The organism is Amycolatopsis sp. (genome assembly GCF_035546795.1).
Lineage (GTDB): Bacteria > Actinomycetota > Actinomycetes > Mycobacteriales > Pseudonocardiaceae > Amycolatopsis_E.
This window is the reverse complement of the sequence record NZ_DASZWC010000065.1, coordinates 1-26,073: the sequence shown is the minus strand read 5'-3', so window position 1 is coordinate 26,073 and position 26,073 is coordinate 1. Positions and strand designations below refer to the sequence as shown.

Here is a 26,073-nt window from a genome sequence, read left to right as displayed (position 1 = left end):
CCGCTGCCACGCTCATCCCCGACCGGCGTCCGGGGAGGCGGCAGATGACGCGGAGCTCGCCCGCACCACGTGGTTATGAAGCGCGGCCGCATTTCCGGGCGCTCGTCGTCTGCGGGGTGATCGGGCTACTGGTCGCGATCGCCGGGTTTGTGGTGGGGCTCGGCATCGGCCCGGCGATCGAGGTACCGGCGCTGCCACAGCTGCCGTCGCTCCCCCGGCTGCCGAGCCTGCCGTCGGGTTATCCTTCGCTGCCAACGGATTTCCCCACGGGTCTGCCGAGCGACCTGCCGACCGACTTCCCGTCCTTGCCACAGCTGCCGGGGACGCCGTGACGCCGCGCGACACGAGACAGCGCGCCGCGCTGCTGATCCTCGGCGGGATGTCGGCGGTGTTCGGCCTCGGCTGGCTGGTCTACCTGCTGCGCCCGCAAGTGCGGAGCCCGTACTGGTTCGCGACGATCATCCCGCTGCCGCAGGTGCCCGCGTTCACCGTGACCAAGGCGGCCGTCGTGGTCAGCTGGCTGGCCGCACTGGTCGTCTGGCTCGCGGTCCGCTGGCAGGCACGGGCAACGCCCGACCCCCTCCTCGCGGGACACCAGCGGCGGACCGGCCTCGCGATGGTGACCGCGTTGTTGGTGATGCCGTTCCTGATCCTGCCGGCCGCCATCTGCGCGGCGGCCCCGCTGGCGTTGCTGTCGTGCCTGCCCAGCAGCGCGCTCGGCCTGTGGGCGATCCACCGGATGCAGCGCTATGGGCGCATGCCGGTCCGGATCCTGCTGGCCGGCTTCGGCTGGGGCGGCTTCGTCGCGGCCGGGTTCGCGGGTTCGATGAACAGCTGGTGGATGTACTCGGCGCCCGGATTCCTGATCGACTGGAACGACATCAACGGCACCGAACAGGCGGCGATGACGTTGAGCGCGCTGGTCGCGGGCGTGTTCGAGGAACTCGGCAAGGCGGCCGGGATCGCGCTCGGCTACTTCGTGTTCCGGCGGTACTTCAACGGACTCGTGTCGGGGATCGTGCTCGGTGCCGCCGTCGGGCTCGGGTTCAACTTCAGCGAAAGCATCCTGTACATGAGCCACGGCGGCGCGACCGCGGCGGTTTACCAGTACTACCAACGACAGTCGCTCGGGCTGATGGCCGCGCACGTCGCGTTCACGGCGCTGGCCGGCGCCGGGTTCGGGGTGGCGCGGCAGTTGCGGGCGCGCCGGGACAAGGCGCTGGTGATCGGCTGCGGGGTGGGCGCGGCGGCGGCCTTCCACTTCGCCACCGACTCGGCGTTGCCGCACATCACCAGGTTCACCGACTCCTGGGCCGGGGACAACCAGTGGCTCGACACGCTCGTCGCGATGCCACTCACCATCATCATCACGTCCGGGCCTGCCGTGCTGCTGTATGTTTTGTTGCTGCGCAAGGGTTCCCGCACGATGGCGGCCGCGCTGGCACAGGAACTGCCCGCCGAGGCCAGGACCCCGTTCGGTGCCGTACGGCCGAACGAGGTCGCGCTGCTGCTCAGCCCGCGGCGCCGGTTCATCTTCCGGATCAAGGCGTGGCGGCGCGCGGGTTTCGGCGCCTATCGCTACTTCACCAGACTGCACAACGCGCAGCTGGATCTCGGCCTCCAACGCTGGCACCGGTCACGGGGAGAGGTAGCTGTGCACTCGCCCGACGAAACTGAACTCCGGCAACGGGTGCTGCGGATCAGAGCGCGGAAACCCCAGCTGCGACAAGCACCTTCGGTGCCGATGAGGGTGCCGGTATGACCCTCCGTGACCTGGCTGCGCGCGCGTTCGCAATCGGCGTGTGCGCGATGTTCTTCCTGCTCGGCAACGCACCTCAGGCGTCGGCTTGCACGAAGGTGAGCTACCAGACCGGGCTGCCGTCCGTGGGCGCGGCCTGCTCGACGGCTTCGCCGTTGGTGGGAATGCTGGTGGTGGGCGGGGTGCTGGCCGGCGGGGCGGCCGCGCCGGCACTGTTCAACCTGTTCCAAGCACTGTCGGCCGCGGCAACGCCTGAGCTGGCGGCGCTGGAAGAGATGGCCTTGGCGGAACTCGCCGAGGAGACCGCCGTAGCGGAAACGGCGATAGCCCAAGAGGCCACGCTCGGTCAGGAGTTGGCCGAAGAAGAGACGGTCGCCGAGGAAGTCGCGGCGGAGGCCACCGTTGCGCCGCCTCCCGCCGTACCGCTCGTCGCCCCGGAACTCCAGGCAGCGCAGGCGCGGATTTTCCAGGCCGAACAGTTCGCCTGGGAAGCAAGCGCGGCGGCGGCGCAAAACGAGTCGGCGCCGGCGAAACGACAGGCACAGCGCGCGGCCACCGCCACTGGGCAAGCCGCACAACACGCCCAGGCAGCGGACCAGCACGCGCAAGCAGCGGCGCAACAAGCTGAAAGCACTGCCCAGCAACAAGAAGCGGCGGCCGCGGGAGCGCAAGCCCGGGCAGACCAGGCGTGGGCCGAAGCCGGCGCACAGCACGACGCGGGTACGCCGAAACCCGAGTTGACCCGGAAGGCCCACGACCTCCAGCAGCGCGCGGCCCGGGCCGGGGACCAGGCCCGGAACGCCCGTCAAGCGGCGAACAACGCCAAGAGCGTCGCACAGCGGACGGCCCCCGCCGCCGCGCGGACGACACAAGCCGCACAGGCCGCCACCCAAGCCGCTACGGCTTTGCAGAACGCGCAATCGGTGCCGCAGGCCGTCGGCGCCGCACGACAACTCACCCAGGCCACCCACGACGCGGCCACGCACATCCAAGCTGCGGCGCCGCACCCGGCTCCCGCGCAAGCCATCGCGCAACAGCAGGCTCCGGTAGCGGTTCCCGCTCCGGTCGCCGAGGTGCGAAACCTCGCGGCGCACGCGCGCGCGCTGGCCCGGCAAGCACCTCTGGGCTCGGACTACGCCCAGCAGCTCACCGAAACCGCGACCGAACTCGACCAGGTGGCCGCCGACGCCGCCCGGAACGGAATGCCGCTCGGCCAGGTCACCGAGCTTGCGAAGCAACAGTTCGCCTATGCGACGAACGAAGCGGCAAAGCAGGCCTGCGACTTCCTGATCAGCGAGCTGAACGCCGGTAACCAGAAGTTGTTCGAGCAGTTCTACCAAAACCGCACGCCGGTCCAGCGCAAGAAGAACTACGAGAAAATGAACTTCCTCGGCTTCCCCGTGCCGGCGATCGAGCGCGGCACGGATGGCCTGTTCCGGCTCAAACCCGCCGTGCGCGAGACGGTGCGGGCGCGGTTCCAGATCCGGCCGGAATTCCAGGGCACCAGGGAAAGCCTGGCCGAGGACCGGAAATGGCTCGCCGACGTGCTGGCGGGCAAGGAACACGGCGGCCGGTCCCTCGCCCGCGACCTGGTCGCCGCGTCCCAGGGGAAGCCGAACCCGAACTCCCGGTGGAACGTCCAGCAGTTCAGCCGAGCGGACCAGAGCGCTTTCGTGCTCGTCCGGACGGCGATGGGCGAGGCGTTCGGCGAGCTGGCCGGGCAGCACGCGGCGGTGGACATGCTTCGCCGGTGGGGCGGGGATTTCCGGTTGCTGAACGATCTCCGGTTCGCGGGAGCGGGCCGGTTCGACCTGGTCTACGAATGGACCGGCCCGGACGGGGCGAAGAGCTACGTGGTGATCGAGGCGAAGGGACAACACGCGGGTTTGGGCAGCCGCAACGGGCCCAGTGGGGATCCGAACCGCTACGAACAGGGCCATCCGCGCTACTTCGAGGCGATTCTCGAGGCGATGGAAAAACGGGGTGGCGAAGAAGCCGCGCTTGCGCGCACCCTCCGTGCGGCCGCGGCGGGGAACAACCTTTTCTACGGCTACGTGCGCGCCATGGCCGAACTCGGTCCGATCCACCCTACGAGAGGGCAGCTCTACCAGTACGCCGGATACAGCCTGCGTCAGTTCGAGCTGCGCTCCTCTCCGTCTTCCTGAAGCCACCGCCGCTCGAACAACGCGCCCAGCAGCGACGACGACGTGGCCGAGCCGAGTGCGATCGTCCAGCCGACCGGGCCCACCGGGGTGCAGCCGAAGAACCCGCTCACGCCCGGAGTCCGGATCACGAGAGCGAGCACGGCGGCGGCCAGCGTCGAACGGTCCCACCGCCGGTCAGCAGGGTCTGGGCGAGCAGCGTGCCGACCAATCCGGCCAGCGCGACTGTGCTAGCCCGACGGCCGGGGCCGGTGAGGCGCGCGAGTGTCCACGCCGTCGTCGCGCCGAGTGTCGTCACTCCGGCACGCAGGCCGATCTGCCGCTGCAACGCCGACCCCAGCCGAGCAGCTTCATGGCATCTCCTCCTCGCGAGAAGAGATGCCCCGCCCGGCGCCGGAACATGCGTCTTCCGCCGGAACGGAGTTATCGCGTGCCGAGCGCGGCCACGCCGGCGTCCCTCAGTTCGCTGGTCGTCGACTTGCCGCCGAGGTCCGGGGCCGCCACCATGCCGTCGGCCAGAACCCGTTCCACCGCAAGCGAAACCGCGCTCGCGGCGGTCTCACCGAGCTGGGTCAGCATCATCGCGCCCGCGAGGATCTGGGCCACCGGGTTCGCGATGCCATGGCGCGCGATGTCCGGGGCGCTGCCGTGCACCGCTTCGAACATGGACGGGTGCTCGCCCGGCGGGTTGATGTTGCCGGACGGCGCCATGCCCAGCCCGCCGGTGACCGCCGCGGCCAGATCGCTCCGGATGTCACCGAACAGGTTGGATGCGACCTCCACGTCGATCCGGTCCGGCTGCCGCACCGTCCTCGCCGCCGGCGCGCCGAGATGGCACTGTTCACTGTGGACAGTGCCATCTCGGCGAAGATCTCGTCCCAGAACGGCATCGTGTGGCTGATCCGCTCCACCCCGGTCCGGGTGAACACCGACTCCAGCAGCGCGAAATCCTCGTGCCTGCCACCGATCCGCGACTACTCACCCTCCGAGTTCTCCCGCACGATCACCACCTCGGTGCTCGTCGGCCGCGCGACCGGCGAGCACCTTCCGCGCCTCGACGACCACGACCACCCCGACGCCGTCACCGGGGATGGACGCGATCCGTCAGTCCGTCACAGTGCGACCGCGATGTACTTGATCTCCAGGAACTCGTCGATGCCCACGGCGCCACCCTCACGCCCGAGCCCGGACTGCTTGACCCCGCCGAACGGCGCCGCCGGGTTGGACACGATGCCCTGGTTCAGCCCGATCATCCCGGCCTCCAGGTTCTCCGAGACCCGCAGCGCCCGCTTGAGGTCGTTCGTGAACACGTAGCTGACCAGCCCGTACTCGGTGTCGTTCGCCGCGGCGACGGCCTCGTCCTCGGTGTCGAACACCGAAATCGGCGCCACCGGGCCGAAAATCTCCTCGCCGGCCATGCGCGCGTCACGCGGCACGTCGGTGATCACGGTGGCCTGGTAGAAGTTCCCGGGCCCGTCCACCGTCGCGCCGCCGGTCAGCACGGTCGCGCCGCGGTCGGCCGCGTCCTGCACGAGGGTCTTCACCTTCTCCACCGCGTCGGTGTCGATCAGCGGGCCCACCACGACACCCGGCTCGGTGCCACGGCCCAGCGGCAGCGCGGACATCCGCTCGGTGAGCCGGCGGGCGAACTCGTCCGCGACGCCGCGCTGCACGTAGAACCGGTTCGCCGCGGTGCACGCCTCGCCGATGTTGCGCATCTTCGCCTGCATCGCGCCCTCGATGGCCGCATCCAGATCCGCGTCGTCGAAGACCACGAACGGCGCGTTGCCACCGAGCTCCATCGACGTGCGCAGCACCTTGTCCGCGCACTGCTCCAACAGTTTGCGGCCGACCGCGGTCGAGCCGGTGAACGACAGCTTGCGTGCCCGGCCGTCCCTGATCAGCGGCTCCATGACGCCACCGGGGTTGCTTGTGGTGACCACGTTCAGCACCCCGGCGGGCAGCCCGGCCTCGACGAGAATCGCGGCCAGCGCCAGCATCGACAGTGGGGTCTGCTCGGCGGGCTTGATCACCATCGTGCAGCCCGCGGCGATCGCCGGGCCGATCTTGCGCCCGCCCATGGCCATCGGGAAGTTCCACGGCGTGATCAGCAGCGTCGGCCCGACCGGCTGCTTGGTGACGAGGAAACGGCCGGCGCCGTTGGGCGCGGTCTGGTAGCCACCATCGATCCGGACGGCCTCCTCGGAGAACCAGCGGAAGAACTCGGCGGCGTAGGAGATCTCGCCGCGCGCCTCGGCCAGCGGCTTGCCCATCTCCAGCGTCATCACCAGCGCGAGATCTTCGTTGCGCGCGTTCAGGAGTTCATAGGCGCGGCGCAGGATTTCGCTGCGCTCGCGCGGGGCCGTGGCGGCCCATTCCTGCTGCGCGGCAACGGCGGCGTCGAGCGCGGCCAGCCCGTCCTGCGGGGTCGCGTCGGCGACCTGGCACAGCACCTCACCGGTCGCGGGATCCTCCACCGCGAACGTGCGGCCACCCGTGGCCTGCACCCACTTCCCGCCGATGAACAGGTCCTTGTCCACGGACTCGACCACGCTGGTCTCGCTCACGCTCGCCCTCCTTGTCATTGCACCGCTCCGGGGTCCATGCTATGCATATTGTCAACAATCTACAACCTCGCTAGGAGCGTACCGATGGCGCAGCTGTCACCCCTGCTCAAGCAAGCGACGCCGGTCGTCGTCGACCACGGCGAAGGCGCCTACCTCTACGACGTCGACGGCAACCGCCACCTCGACTTCACCGCCGGCATCGGGGTGACCTCCACCGGCCACTGCCACCCCAAGGTGGTGCGCGCCGCGCAGGAGCAGGTCGGCAAGCTCATCCACGGCCAGTACACGACGGTCATGCACCAGCCGCTGCTCAAGCTGACCGAAAAGCTGGGCGACGTACTGCCCACCGGCCTGGACTCGCTGTTCTTCGCCAACTCCGGCAGCGAGGCGATCGAGGCCGCGCTGCGGCTGTCCCGCCAGGCCACCGGCAGGCCGAACGTGGTCGTCTTCCAGGGCGGGTTCCACGGCCGCACCGTCGCCACCGCCACGATGACCACCTCCGGCACGCGGTTCAGCGCCGGCATCTCGCCGCTGATGTCCGGGGTGCACGTCGCGCCCTTCCCCTACGCCTACCACTACGGCTGGGATGAGCAAACCGCCACGAAGTTCGCGCTGCGCGAGCTGGACTACCTGTTCGCGACCCTCAGCGCCCCCAACGAGATCGCGGCCTTCTTCGTGGAGCCGGTGCTCGGTGAGGGCGGCTACGTGCCGGCGAACACCGAGTTCCTGCAGGGCCTGCGGCAGCGGGCCGACGAGCACGGGATCCTGCTCGTGCTGGACGAAATCCAGACGGGGTTCGGCCGCACCGGGAAGTTCTGGGGCCACGACCACTTCGATGTCCGGCCCGACGTGGTGGCCATCGCCAAGGGCCTGGCCAGCGGCTTCCCGCTGTCGGGTATCGCCGCGTCCAAGGAGCTGATGGCCAAGGCGTTCCCCGGTTCGCAGGGCGGCACCTACGGCGGCAACGCCGTCTCGTGCGCGGCGGCGCTGGCCACCCTCGAAGTGATCGAGGAAGAGGGCCTGGTCGCCAACGCGGCCGCCCGCGGCCGGCAGCTGCTCGAAGGCGCCCGCCTGATCGGCGACAAGACTCCGGAGATCGGCGACGTGCGCGGGCTCGGCCTGCTCGTCGGCTCCGAGTTCACCACCGCGGACGGCAAGCCGGACAACGCGACGGCGCAGGCCGCACAGCAGGAGGCGGCGAAGCGCGGGCTGCTGATGCTGACCTGTGGCGCGTACATGAACGTGGTCCGGATGATCCCGCCGCTCGTGGTGACCGCCGAGCAGATCGACGACGCGCTGCGCATCTGGGCGGACACCGTCTCCGCAGTGACCAAGAGCTGAAAGGACGACTTCCTTGGCCCGCTACATCACCATCAGCCTCGACAAGCGCGGCGTTTCCTGCCGTGCCGTGCTGCTCGACCAGGAGGCGCCCCGCACCTGCCAGGCGGTGTGGAACGCGCTCCCGCAAAGCGGCTCGGCCTATCACGCGAAATACGCGCGGAACGAAGTGTACACGCTGGTCCCGCCATTCGCGGACCCGAAACCGGGGCGGGAGAATCCGACCATCACGCCCATTCCCGGCGACGTCTGCTATTTCGGTTTCGAAGCATGGGAAATCGGAAACCCGGCTTATGGGTACGAGGATTCCAGCGAGGCGCACGGCGATCAGGGCGCGACCGATCTGGCGATCTTCTACGGCCGGAACAATTTGCTGATCAACGGGGACGCGGGCTGGGTTCCCGGTAACGTTTTCGCCACGATCGTGGAAGGCCTGCCCGAAATGGCGGCCGCCGCGCAGGACCTCTGGCTGCGCGGCGTGGAGGGCGAGACCCTCTCGTTCGCCAGGGCGGAGTGACGTCGAGCACGCGGGTGACGGGAGCCTCGGCGAGGTTCCCGTCACCCGTTCGCGTGGTATCCACGAGTTCACCAATCGTGGCAACGCTTTCACCCGATCGGGAGGGCGCGGCGCCCGGATGCCGCATCAAGATCGTCATCGTCCCACGTCGGCCGTCCACAGAGGACTACTACTGGTCGACACCCGAACCGGTGCAACCCCCTCCACAAAACCCGAAAGGGTCACGTGTTTAAGCTGATGGGATTTCTTCGCCCAACGGCGTGCGTGACCCCTGCGGCGAATGCTCGTTGACAGCCGATCCGTTTCGATGGAAATCTCCTCCTCGCTTTCGAAAGCAGGCAGAATCGCACATTTCGAATCCGTAAGGGAGCCTCTCCATGCACGCGTTTTCCGCGCACTTCCACCACGCCCACGACATTCTGACCCACGCCGTCGCGGCTTTGGCCCACTTCATCGGCTGGCTGGTCTGATCCATCCGCGAATAGCATCGAGATGAGTTCCGCGGGGCCGGAACGTTGGCGCGGGCCGGCCCCGCAAACCCCGAGCGCGGGTGGCGACACCCGCGCTCCCGCTAGACGTGAAACATCTTCATGACCTAGCCGGTATCGTCCGTACTACGCTGCCCACAAGCGAGGACGGAAAGGCGAGTCATGGGAGACGTCGCGGCACGCTTCGCCGAGATCGTCGGCGAGCGCAACCTGCTCACGGGCACGCAGGTCGGCGAGGACTACGCGCGAGACGAAGCGCTCACCTGCGAACCGAGCAAACCGGCCTACGTGGCCAAACCCGGCAGCGCCGAGGAAGTCGCGGCGCTGCTCACCACGGCGGCCGAGCAGCACATCCCGGTCACCGCACGGGGTTCCGGCAGCGGCCTTTCCGGCGCCGCGCGCCCGCGCGAGGACGGCCTGCTGATCTCCTTCGAGCGCATGAACTCGGTGCTCGAAGTCGACGTCGACAACCAGGTCGCGGTGGTCCAGCCCGGCGTCACGCTGACCGAACTCGACGAGAAGACAGCCGCCGCGGGCCTCGCGTACACCGTGTACCCGGGTGAGCTGAGCGCGAGCGTCGGCGGCAACGTCGGCACCAACGCGGGCGGGATGCGCGCCGTCAAATACGGCGTCACCCGCAACAATGTCGTTGGCCTGCAAGCGGTTCTGCCCACCGGCGAGATCATCCGCACCGGCGGGAAGACGTCCAAGATCTCCACCGGGTACGACCTCACACAGCTGATCATCGGCTCCGAAGGCACCCTCGCGCTGGCCACCGAGGTGATCGTCAAGCTGTATCCGCGGCTGGCGCATTCGGCCACCCTGCTGGCCCCGTTCAACGACCTCGACCAGGTGATGCGCGCCGTCCCGAAGGTGATCGCCAGCGGGCTCGGACCGAACATCCTGGAGTACATCGACAACCTGACGATGGCCGCGATCAGCTACAACGAGAAGCTGTCGCTCGGCGTCCCGGACGAGATCCGCGACGCGACACAGGCGTATCTCGTGGTGGGCCTGGAAAATCGCGACGGCGACCGGCTCGACGGCGACGTGCAGCGGGCCGGGGAGCTGCTCGGCGAACTGGGCGCCGCGGATGTCTACGTGCTCGACGGTGGTTCTGCCCGCAAGCTCATCGAAGCGCGGGAAAAGGCGTTCTGGACGGCGAAATCCGCGGGTGCGGACGACGTGATCGACGTGGTGGTGCCCCGCTCGGAGATGCCCGGTTTCCTTGCCAAGGTGCGGGAACTCGCCACCGCCGCCGAGTCCGGCGCGATCGGCTGCGGGCACGCCGGCGACGGGAACGTCCACCTCGCGATCTTCTGCAAGGACCCGGAAAAACGGCACCGGCTGCTGCACGACATCTTCGCCGCCGGGATGGCCGCCGGCGGCGCGATCTCGGGCGAACACGGGATCGGACAGGCCAAAAAGGACCATTACCTGGAACTCGAGGACCCGGCGAAGGTCGAGCTGCTGAAGCGAATCAAGCAGTCCTTCGATCCCGAAGCCATCCTCAACCCCGGCGTACTTTTCGACTAGGAGCAGTATGAACGGCGCGCAGTCCCTGATCCGCACACTCGTCGACTCGGGTGTCGACGTGTGCTTCGCCAACCCCGGTACCTCGGAGATGCACTTCGTCGCGGCGCTGGACACGGTGCCCGAGATGCGCGGCGTGCTCGCCCTGTTCGAGGGGGTCGTCACCGGCGCCGCCGACGGTTACGCGCGGATCGCCGGGAAGCCCGCGGCCACGCTGCTGCACCTGGGCCCCGGGCTCGGCAACGGGCTGGCGAACCTGCACAACGCGCGGCGCGCGTACACGCCGATCGTGAACGTGGTCGGCGATCACGCGACGTACCACAAGAAGTACGACGCGCCGCTGGAGTCGGACATCGAGGCGATCGCCGGCACGCTCAAGGGCTGGGTCCGGACCTCGGACAGCACGGCCGACGTGGGTGCTGACGCGGCTGCCGCGGTCGCCGCCGCACAGGACCCGCCCGGCCGGGTCGCCACGCTGATCCTGCCCGCGGACGTCTCGTGGGGCGACGGTGGCGTGCCCGTGCCCCCGATCCCGCCGCGCGTCCGGCACGCCGTCGCCGAGACGACGGTCAAGGCGATCGCCGAACTGCTTCGCAGCGGCGAGCAGGTCGCGCTGCTCGCCGGTGGCGCCGCCTGCCACGAGGCCGGTCTCCGCGCACTGAGCCGGATCGCCGTCGCGACGGGAGCGAAGCCGTTCCTCGAAACCTTCCCGAACCGACTCGAACGGGGCGCCGGGCTGCCGGACATCGAGCGGCTCGGCTATCTCGCCGAGCAGGCGGCCTACCAGCTGGACGGCACGAAACACGTGGTCGTCGCCGGGACGAAGGCGCCCGTCTCGTTCTTCGCCTACCCCGGCAAGCCGAGCGAGCTGGTGCCCGAGGGCGCGCAGGTGCACACGCTCGCCGAAATCGACCAGGACGTCGTCGCGGCGCTCGAGGCGCTCGCAGACCAGGTCGCCCCGGACGCGGAACCCGTGCTGCAGCAAGCAAAGCGCCCGGAGCTGCCCACCGGTCCGCTGACCCCGCAGAACTGGGTCGAGGTGATCGGCGCGCTGCTGCCGGAGAACGCCATCATCTCCGACGAGGCCAACACCTCCGGCGTGCTCCTGCCGGGCGCCACCGCCGGCGCGCCCCGGCACGACGTGCTCACCCTGACCGGGGGCGCGATCGGCCAGGGCCTGCCCGTCGCCACGGGCGCCGCCGTCGCCGCTCCGGACCGTCCGGTGATCGCACTGCAGTCCGACGGCAGCGCGCTGTACACGATCTCGGCGCTGTGGACGCAGGCAAGGGAAAACCTCGACGTGACAACGGTTCTGCTGAACAACCGCGCGTACGCGATCCTGCGGATGGAGCTGCAGCGCGTCGGCGCGGAAGCCGGCGGACCGAAGGCGAACGGCCTCCTGGACCTTTCGCGGCCGGACATGGACTTCGTGCAGATCGCGCAGGGCATGGGCGTGCCGGCGACGCGGGCCACCACCGCGGAGGAACTGGCGGAGCAGTTCAGGGCGGCGTTGGCGGAGCCCGGTCCGCATTTGATCGACGCTGCGGTGCCTTCGCTGTTGTAGGGACGCACAACGGGCCCGCACCCTGCTTGTGCGGTGCAGGCTGGGCTCAACAGGTAGGGCAGCGTCGGGCCCGGCTGGGTCCATCCAGTTCGACGTTGGTCACGGCGAACACTCGGTGACCAGCTGCCAAGTCCTGCCTGGCGTCGAACGCGGCCCACGCCGTGCCATTCGGCGAAAAGGCGGATGATCCGCTGCCGACGTTTGGCCTTGCGCGGCGTGGCCGTGCCGCGTGCACCCCTCCGCCGGGCCGCGGAAAGCGTTTGCGCACCAACAAAAAAGCTGCCCTCCCCGACAGCACCGGGGAGGGCAGCCTGCAACGCGGGAAACTACTCGAAGATCTCGCCGGCTTCGGCCTTCTTCACGAGGCTCTCGGGCGGCAGGAAGTGGTCACCGTACTTGTCCGCCAGTTCGCGGGCGCGGGCGACGAAGCCCTTCAACCCACCCTCGTACTGGTTGATGTACTGGATGACCCCACCGGTCCACGCCGGGAAACCGATCCCGAAGATCGAGCCGATGTTGGCGTCCTGCACCGAGGTGAGCACGCCCTCGTCGAAGCATTTCACCGTTTCCAGTGCCTCGGCGAACAGCATCCGCTCCTGCAGGTCCTTGAACGGAACCTGCCCGCTGCCGGAGTTGAACGCCTCGCGCAGGCCCGGCCAGATCCGGGTGCGCTTGCCGTCCACGTACTCGTAGAAGCCCGCGCCCGTGGAGCGGCCCTTGCGGTCGTACTCGTCGAGCATCCGGTCGATGACCGCCTCGGACGCGTGCGGCTTCCAGGTGCCGCCCGCGGCCTCGACCGCGGCGCGGGTCTCCTGCCGGATCTTGCGCGGCAGGGTCAGTGTCAGCTCGTCCATCAGCTGCAGCGGCGGCGCCGGGTACCCGGCCTGCGAACCGGCCTGCTCGATCGACGCGGGCTCGACACCCTCGCCGACCGCGGCGACGGCCTCGTTGATGAACGTGCCGATCACGCGCGAGGTGAAGAAGCCGCGGCTGTCGTGCACCACGATCGGCGTCTTCTTGATCTGCAGGGTGTAGTCGAAGACCTTGGCCAGCGTGGCATCCGAGGTCTTCTCCCCGCGGATGATCTCCACCAGCGGCATCTTGTCCACCGGCGAGAAGAAGTGGATGCCGATGAAGTCTTCCTGCCGCTGCACGCCCTGCGCGAGACCGGTGATGGGCAGCGTCGAGGTGTTCGAACCGAGCACGGCGTCGGGGTTGACGACGTTCTCGATCTCACCGAAGACCTTGTGCTTGAGCTCCTGGCTCTCGAACACGGCCTCGATCACGAAGTCCACGCCGGCGAAGTCGGCCGGGTCGCCGGTGGGCTTGATGCGCGCCAGCAGCTCGTCCGACTTCTCCTTCGTGGTCGTGCCCCGGGAAAGCGCCTTCTCCTCGATCTTGACCGCGTAGCCCTTGCCCTTCTCGGCCGCCTCCTGCGAGACGTCCTTGAGCACGACGTCGATGCCCGCTTTCGCTGACACGTAAGCGATCGCGGCGCCCATCATGCCCGCGCCGAGCACGCCGACCTTTTTCGCGGTGTACCTCTCATAGCCTTCGGGCCGCGAGCCACCGGAGTTGATGTGCTGCAGGTCGAAGAAGAACGCCTTCGTCATGTTCTTCGCGACCTGGCCGGTCGCGAGGCTGACGAAGTACCGCGTCTCGATCAGGGTCGCGGTCTCGATGTCGACCTGCGCGCCCTCGACGGCCGCGGCCAGGATCGCGCGCGGGGCCGGCATCGGGGCGCCCTTGATCTGCTTGCGCAGGTTCGCCGGGAACGCGGGCAGGTTCGCCGCGAACGACGGGCTCGACGGGGAACCGCCGGGGATCTTGTAGCCCTTGACGTCCCAGGGCTGCGCCGCTTCCGGGTTGGCCTTGATCCACTCCTTGGCCTTCGGCAGCAGTTCGTCCACTCCCGCCACCAGCTCGTGCACGAGGCCGAGCTCCAGCGCCTTGGCGGGCTTGTGCCGCTGGCCCTGCACGAGCACGTTCAGCACCGCGCTCTGGATCCCGAGCAGCCGCACGGTGCGCGCGACCCCGCCACCCCCGGGCAGCAGGCCGAGGCCGACCTCGGGCAGGCCGATGACGCTGCCCTTGACGTCCGCCGCGATGCGGTGGTGCGTGGCCAGCGCGATCTCCAGGCCGCCGCCGAGCGCGGCGCCGTTGATCGCGGCGACGACGGGCCTGCCCAGCGTCTCCAGCCGACGCAGCTGCGCCTTCATGGCGTTGGTGCTTTCGGTCAGCTCCGCGGCGTGCTCGGGCTTCGCCTGGATCAGGTCGTTGAGGTCACCGCCCGCGAAGAACGTCTTCTTGGCCGAGGTGATCACGACGCCGGTGATCGAGTCCTTTTCGGACTCCAGCCGGTCCACGATCTGCCCGAGGGACTCCCGGAAATCGGCGTTCATCGTGTTCGCCGACTGGTTCGGGTCGTCGAGGGTGAGCACGACGATTCCGTCGGAGTCCTTGTCCCACTTGATGGTCTGAGTCATTGTCACACCCGCTCGATGATCGTGCCGATACCCATTCCGCCACCGATGCACAACGACAGCAGCGCGCGGCGTGCCTGCCGCCGCTCCAGCTCGTCCACCATGGTGCCGAGAATCATCGCGCCGGTGGCGCCCAGCGGGTGCCCCATCGCGATCGCGCCGCCGTTCACGTTGACCTTCTCGTCCGGCAGCTTCAGATCCTTCATCCACTTGAGGACCACCGAGGCGAAGGCCTCGTTGAGCTCGAACAGGTCGATGTCGTCCGTGGTCAGCCCGGCCTTGGCGAGCACCTTCTGGGTGGCAGGCGTCGGGCCGGTCAGCATGATCGTCGGGTCGGAGCCGGTGATCGCGGCGGACACGATGCGCGCCCGCGGGGTCAGTCCGAGGTCCTTGCCGACCTGCTCGTCGCCGATCAGCACCAGCGCGGCGCCGTCGACGATGCCCGACGAGTTACCGCCGGTGTGCACGTGGTCGATCTTCTCGACCTGGTGGTACTTCTGCAGCGCCACCGCGTCGAAACCGCCGAACTCGCCGACGGTCTCGAAGGCGGGCTTGAGCTTGCCAAGGCTCTCCACGGTGCTGCCGGGGCGGCGGTGCTCGTCGTGGTCGAGGATCGTGACGCCGTTGATGTCCTTGACCGGCACCACGGACTTGGCGAAGTAGCCACCGGACCAGGCCGCCTCGGCCTTCTCCTGTGAGCGCACCGCGAAGCGGTCCACGTCCTCGCGGGAGAAGCCCTCGATGGTGGCGATCAGGTCGGCCCCGATGCCCTGCGGAGCGAAGTAGGAGTCGTAGTTGGTCGCCGGGTCGGTGAACATCGCGCCGCCGTCGGACCCCATCGGCACCCGCGACATCGACTCCACGCCACCGGCGAGGATCAGGCTCTCCCAGCCTGAGCGCACCCGCGCGGCGGCCTGGTTGACGGCCTCCAGGCCGGACGAACAGAAGCGGTTCAGCTGCACCCCGGCGACGGTCTCGGGCAGGCCGGCGACGATCGATGCGGCGCGCGCGATGTCGCCACCCTGGTCGCCGACGGGCGAAACCACGCCAAGGATGATGTCCTCGATCTTGGCCGGGTCCAGTCCCGGGTGGCGCGCCTTGAGCTCGTCGATCAGGCCGACCACCAGGTCGACCGGCTTGGTCCCGTGCAGGGCCCCGCCCTTGTTCTTCCCACGAGGCGTGCGGATCGCCTCGTAGATGTATGCCTCGTTGCTCACACCGACGGCCTTTCCTCGGATGATGCTAATTTCCACTAACATAATCCGCCTATATCCCCTGGTGTCAACCGCTTGCGCTGTGATTCACCAGAGCTAGAGTGGTCTAACCATGCAACCCTCGAAAACCCGTCGTCCACGGGACAGGAAGAGCCAGCTGGCCGCCGTCGCGGCCGAGCTGTTCCGCGCCCGCGGCTACTACGGGGTGGGGATCAACGACATCGCCGCGGCGGCAGGCATCACCGGCCCGGCGCTGTACCGGCACTTCGCGGACAAGCAGGCCGTGCTCTCCTACGTGCTCCTCTCGGCCGTGGGCGACATGGAGGCGGAGACCACGGCGGCTCTGTCCGCGCTGAGCAGTCCGAGCGGCGAGCAGGTCGACGAGCTGCTGAGCCGGATCGCCTCGGCGTCGGTCGAGCGGCGCGACGTGGCGGCGCTGTGGCGCTGGGAGGGGCGGCATTTGTCGGCCCAGGACCAGCGCGAGATCGGCAAGAAATCCAGCGCGATCCTCACGAGCTGGGCGAAGGTGCTGCTGGACGTCCGCCCGGAGCTGGACGCGGCCGACGCGGAGCTGCTCTGCTGGGCCGCGCTGAGCGTGTACGGCAGCGTGTCCGTGCACCGCACGACGGTGCCGAAGCGGCGCTTCGTGCAGTTGCTCGTCGAGCTCGCGAAGCGGGTCCTGTCCGCCGATCTCCCTCCGCAGGCTGACGTGGTGGAGCCCGTGGCCGCGCTCGGCGTCGGCACCCCGTCGCGACGTGAGCAGCTGATGACCGAGGCCGCGGAGTTGTTCCGCCAGCGCGGTTTCCACGCGGTGAGCATGGAGGACATCGGATCGGCCGCCGGTATCGCGGGCCCGAGCGTGTACCGGCATTTCCCGAGCAAAGCCAACCTGGTCTACGCGATCGGACGACGCGCGGCGGACCGGTTGGCGCTCGCGGCCGACGAGGTGCTGCGTCGCAGCCCCGACGAGGCCTCGGCGCTGCGCGGCCTGGTCGATTCATACGTTCAGGTGCTGACCGGCTCCGCCGAGCTGACCGTGTCGTTCGCCGTCGACGGGGTGAACTTCGCCGAGGCCGAGCGCGCGGATTTGTTGCGTACGCAGCGGGAATACGTCGGCCGCTGGGTGAACCTGCTCTGCGCCGCGCGGCCGGAACTTCCGCCGAAGGAAGCCAAGATCACCGTGCATGCGGCACTCACCATCGCCAACGATCTCGCCCGCACGCGCCGGGTCGCCGGCCGCCCGAATCTGTCCGCCGAGCTGCGTACGTTGATGGAAGCCGCGCTGCACGTGGCCGGAGACCTGACTCGTGGTAACCTACTCACGAGTAGGTAATGGTCTGATGGGAGTGCGACGTGGCAGCGCTCAACCGAACACCGCGGCGAAAGCGAGACGTCATGGGCGCCGCGCTCGCCGGGCTGACGAAGCTCGCCGGAAGCAGGACACTGGAGCGCGCGGGGCTCCGCGCGCCGGTGCAGAACCTGGTCGGCACGGCAACGAAGAACGGCTTCCGCGTGGCGGGTGCGGCGAACCGCACCTTCACCTCCGCGCGGCGGCTCGGCCAGCCCGCACGGCCCGCGGCGCCTTCGACGAACGGCCTGTTCGACCTCACCCCGAGCGAAGAACAGCAGCTGATCGCCGAGACGGTCGCCGAGTTCGCGGCCGAGCAGCTGCGCCCGGCCGCAGCCGAGGCGGACGCGAAGCTGGCTCCGCCGGACGGCCTGCTGACGCGGGCCGCGGAGCTGGGCGTTACACAGATCGGTATACCCGAGGAACTCGGCGGCGCGGGCACGGAGCGGTCCGTGGTCACCAGCGCGCTGATCGCCGAAGCGCTCGCGCACGGCGACCTCGGTCTCGCCGTGGCGGTGCTTGCTCCCTCCGCGGTGAGCACGGCGCTGGTCCTGTGGGGCGACGCGCAACAGCAAGCCGACTACCTGCCGGCTTTCGTCGGCGAGAACGTGCCGGCCGCAGCGCTCGCGTTGCAGGAGGCACGGCCGCTGTTCGACCCGTTCAAGCCCGCCGTGCACGCGAAACGGACGCCCTCGGGCTACCAGCTGAACGGCGTCAAGTCGCTGGTTCCCCGCGCGGCACAAGCGGAACTGTTCATCGTCTCGGCCGATTTGGAAGGGCGCGGGCCGGCGCTGTTCATCGTCGAATCGTCCACGCCGGGGATCTCGATCGAGGCCGAACCGGCGATGGGCCTGCGCGGCGCGGCGACCGGGAGGTTGTTCCTGGAGAACGTGAAGCTGCCCGCGAACGCGTTGCTGGGCGGCGCCGCGCCGGACGTCTTCACCGACGTCGTCCGGCTTTCGCGGCTGGGCTGGGCGGCGCTGGCGACGGGCACCGCGAAGGCCGTGCTCGATTACGTGGTGCCGTATGTGAACGACCGCACCGCGTTCGGCGAGCCGATCAGCCACCGGCAGGCGGTCGCGTTCTCGGTCGCCGACATCGCGATCGAGGTGGAGGGCATGCGGCTGGTGACACTGCGCGCCGCCGCGCGTGCCGAGCAGGGCAAGCCCTACGCCCGCGAGGTGGCACTGGCACGGAAACTGGCCACGGACAAGGGAATGCGGATCGGCAGCGCGGGCGTGCAACTGCTGGGCGGGCACGGGTTCACCAAGGAGCATCCGGTGGAACGGTGGTACCGCGATCTGCGCGCGATCGGTATCGCCGAGGGCGTCGTCCTCCTGTAGAGAAGGGTTTTGGCTGTGATCAATCTTGAACCCCCGAAGAAGGCCGGCGCGCTGATCAACCAGGCGTACCAGGCCGCTTCCCAGGTGCTGCGCCCGATCTCGCGGAAGTACGACCGCGCCGAGCATGCGTATCCGTCCGAACTGGACATGTTCGCCGCGGTGCTGGACGGGCTGAACTCGTCCGGCGAAGGCGGTGCCGGTGCGGCCGGTGTCCGGCGTGACGACAAGGAAACCTCGAAGGGCAACCGCAACGGCGGGAACCTGAACACGGTGCTCGGCACGATCGAGATGTGCTGGGGTGACGTGGCACTGTTGCTGTCGATGCCGCGGCAGGGCCTTGGCAACGCGGCGATCGCCTCGGTCGCGAACGAGGAACAGCTGACGCGCTTCGGCAAACTGTGGGCCGCGATGGCCATCACCGAACCGGACTGCGGTTCCGACTCGGCGGCGATCACCACCACGGCTGTCGAGGACGGTGATGCCTATATTCTCAACGGCGAGAAGATCTTCGTGACTTCGGGCCAGCGCGCGGACGCGGTGGTCGTCTGGGCCACTTTGGACAAGTCGAAGGGCCGGGCGGCGATCAAGTCGTTCGTCGTGGAGAAGGGCACGCCCGGCTTCGAGGTCGTGCGGCTGGAACACAAACTCGGCATCCGCGCGTCGGACACCGCCGTGCTGCGGTTCGACAACTGCCGGGTGCCGAAGGAGAACCTGCTGGGCAGCCCCGAGGTGGACACCAAGAAGGGGTTCGCCGGGGTCATGCAGACCTTCGACAACACGCGCCCCCTGGTGGCCGCCATGGCACTCGGCGTGGCGCGGGCGGCGCTGGAGGAGACCTCGCGCATCCTCGCCGAGGCGGGCGTGACCGTGGACTACGACCAGCCCGCCAACACCCAGCACGCGGCGGCCGCCGCCTACCTCGACCTGGAGGCGGACTACGAGGCGGCGTACCTGCTGACCCTGGAGTCGGCGTGGATGGCGGACAACCGCAAGCCGAACTCGCTGCAGGCCTCGATGGCGAAGGCCAAGGCCGGGCGCTCGGTCGTGGACATCACGTTGAAGTGCGTGGAACTGGCCGGGGCGTACGGGTATTCGGAGGAATCGTTGCTGGAGAAGTGGGCGCGCGACTCGAAGATTTTGGACATCTTCGAAGGGACGCAGCAGATCCAGCAGCTGATCGTGGCCCGTCGCGTGCTGGGGAAGACGTCGAGCGAACTGAAGTAGCTCGACTGCCGGTACCGGGGAATGCCTGTAAAGTCCCGTCCCATGACCGCTGACTGGAGAGCCGAAATCCGCGACCGCGTGCGGGCGCTCATCGTCGAGGCCGAGCCCGACGTGGTCGAGGAAGCGAAGTGGCGCAAGGCATCGAACCCCGACGGGGTGCCGACGTTTTCGTACTCCGGCCTGATCTGCACGCTCGAGACCTACAAGGACAAGGTGAAGGTCACCTTCGCCAAGGGCGCGTCGCTCGCCGACCCGGCCGGGCTGTTCAACGCGAGCCTGGGCGCCAGCACGCGCCGCGCCATCGACATCCACGAGGGTGCCGAACTCGACGAGAAAGCGTTCGTCGCGCTGGTGCGCGAAGCGGTCGGCCTCAACCGAGCCTGAGCGACCGCTCGCGGAAGGCGATCGTCGCGCCGTTCACCCGCGCCAACCAGCCCGCGCCAGGATCTCCGCGATCACCGGGCCCTTCGCCTCCGCGTAATAGTTGATGTCCCGCCACTCACGCCGGGCCAATTCCCGTTTCGTGGCCTCGTAAAGCTCGCGGTCGGCATCGCTCGCGCGCAGGCGGGCGCGGAACGCCAGGTACTTTCGCGTCTCCACGTGATCCGGCGGGTAACAGTGCAAGTTCACCGGCTCGCCAGGGTCACCGGCGCGCAGGGCGCGATGCGCCGGCTCGCGCACCCGTAGGTCATAGCCCGCCGCCTCCAGGTCCGGCAGATACGCCGGCTCATCGTCCGGATCCTCGATCCCCACCACGATGTCGACGATCGGCTTCGCGGCAAGGCCGGGCACCGACGTCGAACCGATGTGCTCGATCAGCCGGGCGCGCTCCCCCAGGATTTCCCGCAGCTCCGCGGCACGCCGTTCGAAGCGCGCGGGCCAGGCCGGGTCGTATTCGGCGAGCGTCACCTTCGCCGGCCGCGGCCCGCGCACGAGCAGCGCCGACAGCTTCTCGTCATTCAGTCCTTCGGACATCCCCAGTGCCTCCCTCCGGGCAGCAGGCCAGCATATCTCAGCGGTCAACTAGAGTCGGCGCGATGCGAGAAGCCGACGTGCGCACGTTGTGGGACTACCACGACCTGCACCAGGAACCGCGGCCGTCCGACGTCGGGATCGGGCTCGGCAGCCACGACCTCGGGGTGGCCACCCGGTCCGCCGAACTGTTCCACAATGGACTGTTCCCGCTGCTCGTGTTCACCGGGTCCAACGCGCCCACGACGATCGACCGCTTTCCGCGCGGCGAGGCGGTGCACTACCGCGAGCACGCGCTCGAACTCGGCGTGCCGGACAGCGCGATCCTCGTCGAGCCCGAGGCGCGCAACACCGGCGAAAACATCCTGTTCACCCAGCGCCTGCTCGCCGGCCGGGACATCCGCTCCGTCCTGCTGATCTGCCGTCCGTACCAGCAGCGGCGGGCGTTCGCCACGTGCCGCAAGCTCTGGCCCGAGGTAGAAGTCCGTTGTACGTCAAGGCCGCTGCCGCTGGCGGAGTACCTCGCCGCCATCGGCGACGAGGACAAGGTGATCAACATGCTGGTCGGCGATACCCAGCGGATCACCGAGTACGCCCGGCGTGGTTTCGCCATTCCGCAAGAAGTCCCGGCCGATGTGGCCGCGGCCTATCAGCGGCTCGTGGACGCCGGATACACGCGGCGACTGATCTAGGCCATCTCGTCGAGGAAGTTGTCGATGTGGTGCCAGGTCGTCCCGCGTGCGCGGCGACCGGTGAGCACGCCGAGGTGCCCGCCCGGCGCCGTCTCGAACCGGACGGACGCCGCGCCCGTCAGCAGCCCGGCCAACCGCTCCACGGCGGGGCGCGGGGCGATGGTGTCGTTCTCGCCCGCGATGATCAGGGTCGGCACCTTGATGTGGGCCAGCGCGATGATCCGCCCGTTCAGGTCCAGCGAACCGTCGGCGAGGTCGTTCGCGCGGAAGAACCGGTGGTAGATCTGGCCGAACGTGCGCCCGGGGTAGGCGATCATGTTGTCCATGAAGTGGTCCACGGCCTCGATCTGGGCCAGGTAGTCCCGGTCGTCGAGGTTGCGCAGGATCGCCAGCGGCTTGGTGATCTCCTTGTTGATCCCGGTCGCCCAGAACACCCGGCCGACCACATAGGACGGTGCGCCGCCGAACATCCGGTAGAACGGGGTCAGCAGATGCCCGCCGGTCGCCTCCACCAGCGGCCGGAACGGGGCGATCAACGGGATCGCGGTGAAGTCCACCGGCGAGGCCACCGTGACGATGGACTCGATCGGCAGGTCGCCCCCGCTGGCGGCGGTCAGCAACGAGAACAGCCCGCCGAGACACCACGCCACGATGTGCACGCCCTGCCCGCCGGAATCCTCGCTGACCTTCCGGATCGCGCGCGGCAGCACCTCGTCGATCCAGTGCTCGATGCCGAGGCGCCGGTCCGAGAAGGCCACATTGCCGTAGTCCACAAGGTACGTGCGGCGCCCGCCCTCGACGAGATGCTCCGCGAGCGAACAACCACGCCGCAGGTCGAAGCACAGCGCGGGCGCGGCCAGCGGCGGCACGAGCAGGACGGGCGGCCCTTCCGCCTCCCCGGCGGAGGCGAGCCGGTACAGGGACCGGTTCGGCCCCTGGTCGATCAGCGTGCGCGGCACCGGCCGCAGGTCCGCCAGCCCGCCCTGTAGCTTGCCGACCACGTTCGCCGCGGCGGCGGCCATGCTGACCGGGGACATCGTGATCAAGAGTGCCGCACCTTCGCCTCGTACTCCGCGCGCTCGCCGGCGTGCGCCTTCGAGAACACCTTATCCGCCCCGATGGTCCGCATGAACCACTCCGAAGCCGCGCGCGGGAGCAACCGGCCCAGCCTGCCGGTCGCGTCCAGTGAGCGCGGCACGTAAACGTCGAACTTCGGCTCCTTGAGGGTCGCGACGATCGCCGTCGCCACGTCCTCGGGCTGCACCGGCTTGAACAGCTTGGTCTCGACCAGCCCGTCGGCGAGGTGGGTGCGCACCACGGTGGGCATCACGCACGAAATGTCCACACCGGACCCACGCAGCTCCTGCCGGACCGCCTCGGACAGGCCGACCACCGCGTGCTTCGTGGCGCAATACGTTGCGGCGCCAGGGAAACCGACCTTCCCGGCCTGTGACGCGACGTTCACGATGTGCCCGCCGGCGCGCGGGCGCATCCGGCGCACGGCCTCGCGGGTGCCGTGGATCACGGCGTGCAGGTTGATGTCCAGCTGGCGCGTGGTGGCGTCGTCGTCCTCCTGCTCCAACGGGTTGAGCAGCATGATCCCGGCGTTGTTGATCAGCACGTCGATCGGGCCGAGGCGCCGCTCCACCTCGTCGAGGAACTCGGTGAACGCCTTGGTGTCGGTGACATCCAGCCGCAGCGCGAGTGTTTCGCCGCCGAGCTCGCCCGCCGTCTTCTCCGCGCGCGCCTCGTCGAGGTCGCCGATGGCGACGCGCGCCCCTTCGCGCACCAGCGCCTTCGCGGTGGTCGCCCCGATGCCCTGCGCACCACCGGTGATGACGATGACCTTTCCAAGCAGCGTCTTTGCCATACCGGTCATCCTGCCTGCCACGAGACGGATTTACCAGGAGGTGTCACAGCCACCCGGGCGGATTCTCACAGCGCCGTCAGGATTCGCGGGCCGTCCTCGGTGATGGCCACGGTGTGCTCGACATGCGCGGCGCGGCTGCCGTCCACGGTGAACAGCGTCCAGCCGTCCTCGCCGTAGCGGTACTCGTCGCGGCCACCCGCCACGAACATCGGCTCGATCGCGAGGACCATGCCGGGCCGCAGGCGGATTCCTTTGCCGGCAGGGCCTTCGTTGGGCACATGCGGCTCCTCGTGCATCGCCCGGCCGACGCCGTGCCCACCGTGGTCGGCAACAGCCCGTACCCGGCGCGGCGCCCGATGACACCCACCGCGTGCGACACGTCGCCCAGCCTGTTGCCGGGCTTGGCCTGCGCGATACCGGCCGCGAGCCCGCGTTCGGTGGTCTGGATCAGCGCCTCGTCCGCCGGATCCGCCGTGCCGACGACGAAACTGATCGCCGCGTCGCCGTGCCAGCCGTCGACGGACGCGCCGAAGTCCACGCTCAACAGGTCCCCGTCACGCAGCCGGTAGTCCGTGGGGATGCCGTGCACCACCGCGTCGTTCACGCTCGTGCAGAGCACGGCCGGATACGGACTCGGCGCGAACCTCGGGTGATAGTGCAGGAACGAGGACTTCGCCCCGGCCTCGGAAAGCAGGGCGGCCGCCTGCGCGTCGAGTTCGAGCAGGCTCGTGCCGACCGCCGCGGACCGGCGCAAGGCCTGCAGTACTGTCGCCACGACCCGGCCGGCCTCGCGGAGCACGGCCAGCTCGCTCTCGGTCTTCAACTCGATCACTGAACTCATCCTCACGGTATAGTTATACCGGAATTCCTAGCACAGGGGTGCGGGCGCGGCAACGGTCTTGATCGGCTTCCGTATCGTCTGGTTCCGGAAGCCGTCAATGGAGATCACGCCGTGGAGAAAGCGAACCAGCGCGCCAAGTGGCGCTTCCGCCTGCTCGGCCGGTTCTCCGTCGAGGCCGACGGCGCGCCGCTGGACCTGCGGTCCCGCCTGAACCGCAGCCTGCTCGCCACACTGCTCGCCCACCCCGGCGAGGTCGTCCCGGCCGACGACCTGATCGACGCCATCTGGCAGCGGCGCCCGAAGAACGCCACCAACAGCCTGCACGTGCTGGTCAAACGCCTGCGGACGGCGTTGGGCGACGCGGACCGGATCCGCGCCGAACCGGGCGGCTACCGGATCGACGTCACCGAATGCGAGCTCGATCTGCTGGAGTTCACCAAGTGCACCGAAGCAGCCCGCCAGGCGCCGGATCCGATAACGGAGCGCGCACAGCTGGCTACCGCGCTCGCGCTCTGGGGTGACGATCTGGCGCTGTCGCCGCTCGCCGAAGGCGAACGGGAAGAGCTGGAAGAGCTGCGATTGACGGCGCTGAGCCGCCGTATCGAGCTGGACCTGCAGACCGGCCGGGCCACGGAAACCGTGCCCGAGCTGCGGCGGCTCACCCAGCGTTATCCGCTACGCGAACAGTTCTGGGCACAGCTGATGCGCGCGCTGCAGCAGACCGGCGCGCAGGCCGAAATGCTTGCGGTGTACGCCGACGCCCGCGCGGTACTGGCCGAGGAGCTCGGTGTGGAACCGGGCGCGCAGCTGCGGGAGTTGCACGCGAACGCGCTCACCGCCGAGGGCGCGCAATGGGAGCCGGTCTGCCAGCTGCCCGCGCGGATCGAAGATTTCGTCGGTCGCGAAGGGACGCTGGCCAGGGTCGAGGAGCTGCTCGAACCGGGTGAGACCACCCGCGTGCTCGTCGTCTGGGGGCAACCGGGCGTCGGCAAGAGCACACTCGCCATCCAGGCCGCGCATCGCCTGCGCGAACGCTATCCCGACGGCCAATGGTTCGCAGCGCTTTATGACCACCATTCCGGCCGGGCCTCCGCACACGAACTCCTGGAACAGCTCCTGCTCGCCAGCGGCCTGCCCGCGGGCCAGATCCCGGTGCAGACCGGGGCACGTTCGGCGGGGCTGCGTGCGCGGCTCGCCGACCGGCGCGTCCTGCTGGTGCTGGACGACGCCGCCGAAGCTGGGCAGATAGCGTCTGCGCTGCCGGGTACCGGCGGTTGCGGGGTGCTCGTCACCTCCCGGCGTTCCTTGCTGGATCTGCCCGGCGCGCGGCGGCTGCGGGTCGATCCGCTCGGCAGCGCAAGCGGAATCCGGTTGCTGAACCAGATGATCGGCGAGGACCGGGTGGCGGCCGAGCGCGCGCACGCGGAAGAACTCGTCCGGCTGTGCGGGGCGTTGCCGCTGGCCTTGCGAATCGCGGGCGCCCGCCTGTCGCTCCGGCCGGAGGCGCCGTTGAGCACGCTCGTCGAACGGCTGTACGGCGAGCGGACGCGGCTGGACGAACTCGCGGTCGAAGGCATGGAGGTCCGCGCCAGCCTCGCGCTGACCTACGGCGGTCTTTCCCCGCCCGCGCAGATCGCCCTGCGCAGGACGGCTTTGTTGCCACGCACGGGTTTTCCGGCCTGGGCGCTCGGTGCGGTCACCGACGAGAGCGACGGCGAACGGCTGATCGAGTCGCTCGCGGCGTCGGCGCTGCTGGAGCCGTGCGGGGACGCCCGCTATCGCACCCACGACCTGGTCGCGTTGTTCGCGCAGGACCTCGCGTCCGAAGAGGATCAGACAGCGCCGCTTCGCCGGCTGTTGGACGTACTGCTCACGCGCGGCGAGGAAGTGCATCAGGAAGCTGCTCGGTGGACCGAGGAACTCCAGCCCTATCAAGGAACCAGCAGGCCGGGGATGGACCTGCCGCCGTTGGGCTGCCCGCCAGGGGTGTGGGCCGGGCGGGAACGCGACCTGTTGCTGTCGGTGATCGACAATGCCTGCGAAGCGGGTTGGCACGCCGACGCCGCCCGGCTCGCCGATCTGGTCGTACCGGCACTGCACCTCGGCGGTGGTTTCGAGCAGCTGGCGGCGATCCGGCGCCGGCTCGCCGAAACCGCCA

The 26,073-nt window shown here is 69.2% G+C and carries 21 protein-coding genes and 2 pseudogenes; 13 read left to right on the top strand and 10 right to left on the bottom strand.

All coding sequences use genetic code 11. The annotated features are described in order from the left end of the window. The first annotated feature begins 44 nt into the window (after nucleotides 1–44). The 3 genes from VHD82_RS31905 to VHD82_RS31895 are packed head-to-tail and all read left to right on the top strand — an operon-like array spanning nucleotide 45 to nucleotide 3,924. Nucleotides 45–332, top strand: coding sequence for a hypothetical protein (locus VHD82_RS31905; protein ID WP_325712418.1), 288 nt, complete (start codon nucleotides 45–47; stop codon nucleotides 330–332). Beyond that, nucleotides 329–1,762: a PrsW family intramembrane metalloprotease gene (locus tag VHD82_RS31900; RefSeq protein ID WP_325712416.1), complete on the top strand. Its 1,434-nt coding sequence runs from the start codon at nucleotides 329–331 to the stop codon at nucleotides 1,760–1,762. Before VHD82_RS31905 ends, VHD82_RS31900 begins: the two co-directional genes overlap by 4 nt. Continuing rightward, complete coding sequence (locus tag VHD82_RS31895) at nucleotides 1,759–3,924, top strand: hypothetical protein (protein WP_325712414.1); 2,166 nt, start codon at nucleotides 1,759–1,761, stop codon at nucleotides 3,922–3,924. Before VHD82_RS31900 ends, VHD82_RS31895 begins: the two co-directional genes overlap by 4 nt. On the opposite strand, the gene VHD82_RS36920 is transcribed toward VHD82_RS31895, so the two are convergent. From VHD82_RS36920 to VHD82_RS31880, 4 genes and pseudogenes are all read right to left on the bottom strand, one after another. Beyond that, on the bottom strand, nucleotides 3,891–4,052 hold the full coding sequence (locus VHD82_RS36920) for a hypothetical protein (protein WP_414637602.1): 162 nt from the start codon (nucleotides 4,050–4,052) through the stop codon (nucleotides 3,891–3,893). The genes VHD82_RS31895 and VHD82_RS36920 overlap by 34 nt on opposite strands. Next, nucleotides 4,049–4,249 (bottom strand): hypothetical protein, encoded by a 201-nt coding sequence (locus VHD82_RS36915; protein WP_414637601.1) that lies wholly within the window; start codon nucleotides 4,247–4,249, stop codon nucleotides 4,049–4,051. Before VHD82_RS36915 ends, VHD82_RS36920 begins: the two co-directional genes overlap by 4 nt. A gap of 95 nt (nucleotides 4,250–4,344) precedes the next feature. After that, nucleotides 4,345–4,965: pseudogene (locus tag VHD82_RS31885) on the bottom strand (isocitrate/isopropylmalate family dehydrogenase); the annotation flags it as partial. A 68-nt stretch (nucleotides 4,966–5,033) separates the two neighbouring features. Beyond that, entirely contained in the window at nucleotides 5,034–6,506 is a 1,473-nt protein-coding gene (locus VHD82_RS31880; RefSeq protein WP_325712412.1) for an NAD-dependent succinate-semialdehyde dehydrogenase, read from the bottom strand. A 66-nt stretch (nucleotides 6,507–6,572) separates the two neighbouring features. Between VHD82_RS31880 and VHD82_RS31875 the strand changes: the two genes are divergently transcribed. The 4 genes from VHD82_RS31875 to VHD82_RS31860 all read left to right on the top strand — a co-directional run bounded on the left by VHD82_RS31875 (nucleotide 6,573) and on the right by VHD82_RS31860 (nucleotide 11,928). Next, a complete protein-coding gene (locus VHD82_RS31875; protein ID WP_325712411.1) occupies nucleotides 6,573–7,829 on the top strand; it encodes an aspartate aminotransferase family protein in 1,257 nt (418 codons plus the stop codon). Between the two features lie 13 nt (nucleotides 7,830–7,842). Then, nucleotides 7,843–8,343, top strand: coding sequence for a DUF3830 family protein (locus tag VHD82_RS31870; protein WP_325712410.1), 501 nt, complete (start codon nucleotides 7,843–7,845; stop codon nucleotides 8,341–8,343). Between the two features lie 650 nt (nucleotides 8,344–8,993). Continuing rightward, nucleotides 8,994–10,367 (top strand): FAD-binding oxidoreductase, encoded by a 1,374-nt coding sequence (locus tag VHD82_RS31865; RefSeq protein ID WP_325712409.1) that lies wholly within the window; start codon nucleotides 8,994–8,996, stop codon nucleotides 10,365–10,367. 7 nt (nucleotides 10,368–10,374) lie between these two features. Further along, nucleotides 10,375–11,928, top strand: a complete 1,554-nt coding sequence (locus VHD82_RS31860) for an acetolactate synthase large subunit (protein ID WP_325712407.1) — start codon at nucleotides 10,375–10,377, stop codon at nucleotides 11,926–11,928. A gap of 326 nt (nucleotides 11,929–12,254) precedes the next feature. On the opposite strand, the gene VHD82_RS31855 is transcribed toward VHD82_RS31860, so the two are convergent. Both VHD82_RS31855 and VHD82_RS31850 read right to left on the bottom strand, forming a co-directional pair. After that, nucleotides 12,255–14,420 carry a 3-hydroxyacyl-CoA dehydrogenase NAD-binding domain-containing protein gene (locus VHD82_RS31855; RefSeq protein WP_325712406.1) on the bottom strand — a complete coding sequence of 722 codons (2,166 nt, stop codon included), beginning with the start codon at nucleotides 14,418–14,420 and terminating at the stop codon, nucleotides 12,255–12,257. Next, nucleotides 14,417–15,628 (bottom strand): acetyl-CoA C-acetyltransferase, encoded by a 1,212-nt coding sequence (locus tag VHD82_RS31850; protein WP_325712404.1) that lies wholly within the window; start codon nucleotides 15,626–15,628, stop codon nucleotides 14,417–14,419. Before VHD82_RS31850 ends, VHD82_RS31855 begins: the two co-directional genes overlap by 4 nt. A gap of 109 nt (nucleotides 15,629–15,737) precedes the next feature. Between VHD82_RS31850 and VHD82_RS31845 the strand changes: the two genes are divergently transcribed. From VHD82_RS31845 to VHD82_RS31830, 4 genes are all read left to right on the top strand, one after another. Further along, a complete protein-coding gene (locus tag VHD82_RS31845; RefSeq protein ID WP_325712402.1) occupies nucleotides 15,738–16,958 on the top strand; it encodes a TetR/AcrR family transcriptional regulator in 1,221 nt (406 codons plus the stop codon). 62 nt (nucleotides 16,959–17,020) lie between these two features. Further along, on the top strand, nucleotides 17,021–18,316 hold the full coding sequence (locus VHD82_RS31840) for an acyl-CoA dehydrogenase family protein (RefSeq protein ID WP_325712400.1): 1,296 nt from the start codon (nucleotides 17,021–17,023) through the stop codon (nucleotides 18,314–18,316). A gap of 15 nt (nucleotides 18,317–18,331) precedes the next feature. Then, the gene (locus tag VHD82_RS31835; RefSeq protein ID WP_325712398.1) at nucleotides 18,332–19,540 is read left to right on the top strand and encodes an acyl-CoA dehydrogenase family protein; all 1,209 of its coding nucleotides are present in this window, start codon (nucleotides 18,332–18,334) and stop codon (nucleotides 19,538–19,540) included. Between the two features lie 42 nt (nucleotides 19,541–19,582). Beyond that, nucleotides 19,583–19,924, top strand: coding sequence for a DUF1801 domain-containing protein (locus VHD82_RS31830; RefSeq protein ID WP_325712396.1), 342 nt, complete (start codon nucleotides 19,583–19,585; stop codon nucleotides 19,922–19,924). Nucleotides 19,925–19,957: 33 nt separating this feature from the next. Here VHD82_RS31830 and VHD82_RS31825 read toward each other — a convergent pair whose 3' ends face one another. Beyond that, nucleotides 19,958–20,515 carry a GrpB family protein gene (locus VHD82_RS31825; protein ID WP_325712394.1) on the bottom strand — a complete coding sequence of 186 codons (558 nt, stop codon included), beginning with the start codon at nucleotides 20,513–20,515 and terminating at the stop codon, nucleotides 19,958–19,960. Between the two features lie 62 nt (nucleotides 20,516–20,577). Between VHD82_RS31825 and VHD82_RS31820 the strand changes: the two genes are divergently transcribed. Continuing rightward, nucleotides 20,578–21,204 carry a YdcF family protein gene (locus VHD82_RS31820; protein WP_325712392.1) on the top strand — a complete coding sequence of 209 codons (627 nt, stop codon included), beginning with the start codon at nucleotides 20,578–20,580 and terminating at the stop codon, nucleotides 21,202–21,204. Here VHD82_RS31820 and VHD82_RS31815 read toward each other — a convergent pair. The 3 genes and pseudogenes from VHD82_RS31815 to map form a co-directional block, all read right to left on the bottom strand. After that, complete coding sequence (locus VHD82_RS31815) at nucleotides 21,201–22,241, bottom strand: alpha/beta fold hydrolase (RefSeq protein ID WP_414637604.1); 1,041 nt, start codon at nucleotides 22,239–22,241, stop codon at nucleotides 21,201–21,203. The two genes, VHD82_RS31820 and VHD82_RS31815, sit on opposite strands and share 4 nt — an antisense overlap. A 5-nt stretch (nucleotides 22,242–22,246) precedes the next feature. Next, the gene (locus tag VHD82_RS31810; RefSeq protein WP_325712390.1) at nucleotides 22,247–23,083 is read right to left on the bottom strand and encodes an SDR family oxidoreductase; all 837 of its coding nucleotides are present in this window, start codon (nucleotides 23,081–23,083) and stop codon (nucleotides 22,247–22,249) included. A gap of 56 nt (nucleotides 23,084–23,139) precedes the next feature. After that, a pseudogene (map, locus tag VHD82_RS31805) lies at nucleotides 23,140–23,906 on the bottom strand (type I methionyl aminopeptidase). Nucleotides 23,907–24,026: 120 nt separating this feature from the next. Here map and VHD82_RS31800 point away from each other — a divergent pair. Further along, nucleotides 24,027–26,073, top strand: a 2,047-nt coding sequence (locus tag VHD82_RS31800) for an AfsR/SARP family transcriptional regulator (protein ID WP_325712388.1), incomplete at its 3' end; no start/stop codon positions are given.